Source organism: Psittacicella gerlachiana, from assembly GCF_003585965.1.
In the GTDB taxonomy this organism is placed as follows: domain Bacteria; phylum Pseudomonadota; class Gammaproteobacteria; order Enterobacterales; family Psittacicellaceae; genus Psittacicella; species Psittacicella gerlachiana.
In genome coordinates this window covers 1-5618 of the sequence record NZ_NRJF01000160.1, presented here as the reverse complement: position 1 = coordinate 5618, position 5618 = coordinate 1, and the positions used below count along the sequence as shown (strand labels likewise).

Below are 5618 nucleotides of genomic sequence, written 5' to 3'. Positions count from 1 at the left end.
TAAACTCGATTTTTTGTTTTGAGAATAATTGTAGAGATGAATTTATTTATGCTTTAAATGCAAAATATTTAGTAAAGAAGATTACAACTTAGCTGACGAGTAGGAGCGAGTCTAGCTGAGAACTTCTTGCTTAATCTGACCTAAGTAGAGTTCTAAATCTTTTGAGCTGATCCCTAAGTTTCTAAGAATCTGCATATGTCCTCTTAGTTGAGGTTCGAGATGCTCGAGACTTGCTAAAGTCGCCACCGCTACTAATTCTCGATTTACTGGACTAAGTTCACTACGAGCAAAGAGATAGCCAAAGAGATGAGCTTTAAGGGCAGTATCTATGCCTGCAAAGTTTTGTAAATACTCTGGCGTTGGAATTTGGCAAAGAGTACTAAATATTTGCTCCCCTAGTGCATAGTAATTAAGCTCTTGTTGATAGGCTTTACCCCTAGGTTGAGGATATTCTAGGTTTAGTTCCTTGGCTACTTGCTCTAAAGTAGTTAAAGCATTTAGAGCTCGAGGAAAACCAGCAAAGGGATAGATTTGTAAACAAACTTCTTGGAGTTGGCTTAAATTCCAACCTAAACTCAGAGCTTTGACCATGTGGGGTTTTAGGGTTTCGAGTTTCCCTAGAGAAGCAAAGTGAACTAAAGGAGCTATAACTAGTTGAGCTTCGCTCAGAGGTTGCAATTGTTGGATTGCTTTAATTCTAGTCTGAAAGTTAGGCATTAATAAGACTCCTGATTTTGTTTGCTATGAGCTTTGCTCGGTAAAAGTACTACTAACGCTAAGAATAAAGCAATACAAATTATTAGAGCAAAGGCTTCAATATGAGCATTGCTTAAGAATTTGGCAAGGAATAAAGAAGAAATAATTCCTGAGCCATATTGTAAGGCAGTTAAGAGAGCTGTTGCTGTTCCTACTTGTTGATCTTTGACTTGAGCTAAAGCTAAGCTGGTAGCTACTGAAGTAATAATCCCTGTCGGCATAAAGTGCATAATATTACAAAAAGCAAGATACCAAATGCCAAGAGTAAAAGTATCTGCGAGTAATAACATTAAGCCCCAAAAACAAGCCCAAAGAGTAGCAAGCAAGAGTATTTTCTCAAGAGGATACTGGTGAATAATTTTTCGTGCTCCTAGGCTTGTAAGTAATACTGCGAGTACTCCGAGTGCAAAGATTAAATTAAAAGTGAAAGCACTTTGTTGATAGTGACTAATATAAACTTGCGGAGCTCCGGAAATAAAAGCATAGGTAGCAACATAGGTAAAAGTAATGCAGAGGACGTAGCGTCCATAGGTAAAGTTGCTCCAAAGATGAAGGTAACTCACAAAACTTTGCCCAAGACTACTTAATGGACGACGTTGCTTAAGAGTTTCAGGGAGCTTAAAGCTAAGGAGAAAGAAAATACTTCCTACGCCCATTAAAAAGATAAAAATAGCACGCCAAGAGAACCAATCGCTAATTAAAGTACCGAGCAGAGGACCACAAATTGGAGCTATGGCGACAATAATATTGAGGAGTAAGAAGACATCAGCAGCTTTACTTGGGGCAAAGAGATCGCGTACCATTGCCCGAGCGAGCATAGGTGCAGTACAAGCTCCAAGAGCCATAAGCACGCGCCAAGCGACAAGAGTTTCCATGCTTTGGCTTTGACTACAGCCCCAACAACCCAGAACAAAGATTATCATTCCTAAGGTTAAAGGAAGCTTGCGTCCGAGAAGATCAGAAATAGGTCCCCAAATTAATTGTCCGAGGGCAAAGCCAATTAAAAATCCAGTTAAAGTAAGCTCGGCAGGAGCATGAAATTGAGCTGCCACTTGAGGCATGGAAGACAGGTAGATGTCTACAGACATAGAAGTAAGTGCCATCATGGCGGCGAGGGTAAATAAGAGTAAAAATGAATCTGACTTCATAAGCACAAAAGAAAATAAAGTGAGCTAGTTAAAACTATGTTACTAATAAAAATGACCTCTCCAAGAGGAGAGGTCAGCGGAAAATATAATCCAACAATTCGTAATTTTTTAATTATCCTTTGCTTTAATATATAAATTTAAACTAAGGAATAATTAAAAAATTATCATAATTAAATATAAGGAGGTATTATTTTTATGTAAAAAAGCAATTCGCTTTGCTTCAAATCTTCATTCTATACAACAAAATATAGAAGTAACTATCATGAAATTCAAAAAGCTTACTTAAACAACAAGTAAGTATGAAAGCCGAACAGGCGTAGCCAAAGTTCATTGAGAACCAATGTGATAAGAAGATCACGTTTAACAGCTACTTGGCTTCTTACACTATAGTTTACTTTGAAACCAGGGAGTAATAGCTAGGGAGTATAAGCATGCACTGAGGGATGACAGTGACGTGATCAAGAGTAAAAGTATAGCCTCTGGGAATCGTTGGTTCGCGCACTGTCCAGTCTTTCTACTAACTATTATACCCCCTTAAGGGATTAGGTGCAAGACTTGACAAAGATTTTTTCAGTTAATATTAATTAATTTAAAATAAGCACCAGAGACAAATACTTTGAGGATTAAATAAAAGCCACCTCTACACAAAATCACAAATAAATTACAGAGACAAATAGCTCAAAGTTTTTAAAGTTAAAGTTATAAACAAACTAAAGCCTCTAGAAAAATTCTAGAGGCTAATGTTAGTTTTAAGCAACTTTTTTCGCAACTTCGTATAATTCGTCTGGGAATTCGTGTTTTTGGTTATTAATTGCATCAACAATATCATAATGCACTAATTGGTTATCACGAATACCTACGCAACGACCTTTTTCTCCTTGGAGTAAAAGATCTACAGCATATACTCCCATACGTGTAGCTAGGATACGGTCTGCACCTACAGGGCTACCACCACGTTGAATGTGACCTAAAATAGTCGCACGAGTTTCACGACCTGTTGTAGCTTCAATATCTTTTGCTAGTTGTTGGACATTAGTTGTGTGTTCCGCAACTACTACTAAACAGTGACGTTTACCTTGAACTGTTGAATCTTTAATGCTTTCAACAATTTCATCAAAATGCCACTCACGTTCAGGAACGATTAAGTATTGACCACCACCAGCAATTGTTGAATAAACTGCAAGGTCACCACAGTAACGACCCATAACTTCAATTAAAGACACACGGCTGTGTGATGATGAAGTATCACGTAAACGGTCAATTGAGTCAATTGCAGTTTGTAAAGCAGTATAGAAACCAATAGTATAGTCAGTTCCTGGAATATCGTTATCAATAGTACCTGGTAAACCTATGCAAGGGAAATCTAATTCATCAGTAATTAATTTCGCTCCCGTATAAGAACCGTCACCACCGATTACAATTAACGCTTGAATACCACGACGTTTTAAGTTGTCGATAGCCTTAGCACGGTTTTCTGGTTGCTTGAATTCAGGGAAACGAGAAGAACCTAGAATTGTACCCCCACGCTCAAGAATAAAGCCTACTGAACGAGAATCTAATAAGAAAAGATCATCGTGGTATAAACCGTAGTAACCTTCACGAACTCCATATACTTCAATTCCCATTTTAGTTGCGTAACGTGTCACCGCACGAATCGCAGCATTCATTCCTGGCGCATCACCACCTGAAGTTAGGATGGCAATTTTTTGAATATTTACCATAGTTATAGCCCTTATATTATTTAAGGTAAGGTAATTGACGGTAAGGCAGATTCTCGGAAAATCTTGTCTTTAACCGTTAATTAACGCAAATAAACTCTCAATTATTATTTACTAAAAAATCAGTGCTTATTATACATCAACTAGGAATTAAATTTTGATAAATCTTTGTTTAAACCTAGAAAATTAAGCTAAAAATAACCAAAGCGTGTCGTTAGTGTCGACACGCTTTGGCAAAGAATTTAGTTCTTGATAAATAGTTGGGGTTTACTTTAATTTTTTATCTAAGTTTTTTACTTAAGCTCATATCTACATACTTACTGAGATTTAGCAGTAAGTTAACTCCTTATTAGGTGGTAAGTTTAATAGAGCTAAGGTGGTAAAGTAAGCATCTCCAAAGAATTAAGCAGGTTTTTTCACTCGATCTTGTGGACGATATAACCAACAGTAAGTAACGATTAATAAAGCACAAACAATGATAATAATCGCATTGGTGTAGAGTAAAGTTGCTCCTTTATAACGATCAAAGTGCGAGATCCAAGCTACGGTTGAACCGGCAAGAATTAAACGAGTTGAAGTTAATAAGGAGTTAGCAGTTCCCACCATGTTGCTATAATCAAGGAGATAAATAGTAATTAAGTTCCCATTTAAGAATCCATTAAAGATTAAGTTGGCAAAAAGAGCAATCATAATCCCCGGTACGCTTAAGAAGTAGAAACAAACGACAAAGTTTACAATTGTAAATAAGGCTTGGAGAACTGCTCCATTACGCCATACTAACGCAGGATTAGCTCCTTTACTAATTAAACGTTGATTAATTTGTACCCCTGTCGCAATTGAAACTAGGTTCAACAGCATACAGTAACCAAAAAGATGAGGACTAATTCCATAGTCATACATATAAATAGCTGGAAGTAAAGTTGGGAAGCTCACAATAGTAATTGTATAGAGTGAGTTAATTAACATTAAGAACAAGCTATTTGGGGTAGAGAGAATATATTTGTAGTTACTTAAGATGGTTTTGATTTTAAAAGGTTGAACTTTTTTAGGATCTATAGTTTCAGGAATAAAGATCATAAAGAGGGCAAAGGCGAAGATCAAGAGTCCTGAAATGGAAACAAAGATCATATGCCAACCCGCAGTAATATAAATCCACCCTCCAATTACAGGAGCGACTACCGGAGCAAAAAGGAAAATGGTGACTATCCAAGAGTTATAGAGAATATACTTACGAGGAGAGAAAATATCACGAAGCATTACTCTTGGAGAAATAGAGAGTCCAGTAAATACCATTCCTTGTAAAATTCGGATTATTTGTAATTCTGTAAAAGTAGAAGCAAAGATAATCCAAGTATTTACCGCTACCCCTGCAAAGGCACAGATGACAATTACTGTTTTGCGACCAAAACGATCCATAAACGGTCCCCAGAACAATTGTCCTACCCCCATACCTATGGTGTAGTAAGCAATAATCTGTTGAATGTGGGCAACGCTTGTATTGAAATCTGAAGCAATGGCACTAATGGCCGGTGAAAAAGAGTTATTAGCTAGCCCTGAGAAAAAGGTAAGAAACGCCATCATCGCCACTAACCATACGGTTTTAGGGAGGCGTTTTTGTAATTCTAGTTGATGTGGCGTGATATCATCAAAATTTACTTTACCTCCACGATCTTTAGATCCCGAGGAAGTTTGTGGAGTAATTGCACTCGAGGTTAACATGCCATGGGCATCGTTGCTTGCTACTGAACGAGATACATGTTGATTAACAAATTGGGGAGCATGTTCGCCGTCAAGAGCTCCTAATTGATCATCAACTTTTGCCGAAGGTTGTTTATTTTCTAAAGAGGCAGGTTCTAAATTTTGCTCTGCATTAGATGAATTTGTGTTTGCCATATAATTATAAATGTCTCTAAAATAAACAATTATTTTGTTCTTTTGTCTTAAAAAATAATGTTTTATATTATAACAAAATACGAAAAAGGAGAAACAAATAAAT

At 36.9% G+C, this 5618-nt stretch carries 4 protein-coding genes; all 4 read right to left on the bottom strand.

The window, feature by feature from the left end:
• Positions 1-111: 111 nt before the first annotated feature.
• Positions 112-717 carry a carboxymuconolactone decarboxylase family protein gene (locus CKF59_RS05490; RefSeq protein ID WP_119534958.1) on the bottom strand — a complete coding sequence of 202 codons (606 nt, stop codon included), beginning with the start codon at positions 715-717 and terminating at the stop codon, positions 112-114.
• A complete protein-coding gene (locus CKF59_RS05485; protein ID WP_119534957.1) occupies positions 717-1904 on the bottom strand; it encodes a multidrug effflux MFS transporter in 1188 nt (395 codons plus the stop codon). The genes CKF59_RS05490 and CKF59_RS05485 overlap by 1 nt, the downstream gene beginning before the upstream one ends.
• Positions 1905-2653: 749 nt before the next feature.
• Complete coding sequence (gene pfkA / locus CKF59_RS05480) at positions 2654-3625, bottom strand: 6-phosphofructokinase (RefSeq protein ID WP_119534956.1); 972 nt, start codon at positions 3623-3625, stop codon at positions 2654-2656.
• A gap of 399 nt (positions 3626-4024) precedes the next feature.
• Positions 4025-5515 (bottom strand): MFS transporter, encoded by a 1491-nt coding sequence (locus CKF59_RS05475; protein ID WP_119534955.1) that lies wholly within the window; start codon positions 5513-5515, stop codon positions 4025-4027.
• Positions 5516-5618 lie beyond the last annotated feature (103 nt).

Coding starts and splice junctions, on each gene's coding strand:
- CKF59_RS05490 (WP_119534958.1), bottom strand. CDS start 717: ATGCCTAACTTTCAGACTAGAATTAAAGCAATCCAACAATTGCAACCT.
- CKF59_RS05475 (WP_119534955.1), bottom strand. CDS start 5,515: ATGGCAAACACAAATTCATCTAATGCAGAGCAAAATTTAGAACCTGCC.
- CKF59_RS05485 (WP_119534957.1), bottom strand. CDS start 1,904: ATGAAGTCAGATTCATTTTTACTCTTATTTACCCTCGCCGCCATGATG.
- pfkA (WP_119534956.1), bottom strand. CDS start 3,625: ATGGTAAATATTCAAAAAATTGCCATCCTAACTTCAGGTGGTGATGCG.